This window comes from Paenibacillus sp. tmac-D7 (assembly GCF_006519665.1).
In the GTDB taxonomy this organism is placed as follows: Bacteria; Bacillota; Bacilli; order Paenibacillales; family NBRC-103111; genus Paenibacillus_G; species Paenibacillus_G validus.
Map to the genome: position 1 here is coordinate 1 of NZ_VIDW01000136.1, position 333 is coordinate 333.

Annotated in this window: 1 pseudogene; it reads right to left on the reverse strand. The window is 49.8% G+C overall.

What is annotated here, in order from left to right:
- A pseudogene (locus tag FKP33_RS27935) lies at window positions 1–195 on the reverse strand (phospholipase D-like domain-containing protein); the annotation flags it as partial.
- Between the last annotated feature and the right edge of the window lie 138 nt (window positions 196–333).

Consider the following 333-nt stretch of genomic DNA (forward strand, 5'->3'; position numbering starts at 1 on the left):
TGCGGCTGTTTTGATGGCCATCATGATATCCGCATCGGGTATAAAATAAGGGTTGGTCACGTCGATAGTTCGGGTCGCCTGCGTCAGGCAGATGAAATGCATTTCCCGAATGACCGGAGTAGGCAGCCCGGGATTGCCTTCGAATATCTGTATATAGACGTTATGCGAATCCTTGGACGGGGAAGCTTTTCCCATGTGGGTGCCTTCCATCGTTCCCAGCTCCGATCCCCATTCCCATCCGTATCCGGATCGTTCTGTTTTGCCGGATGGAAATGGATGAATGGCTTTATCGTCTGAAAGTTGAGCCGATTCAGGGATAAATTTTGCCTTTCT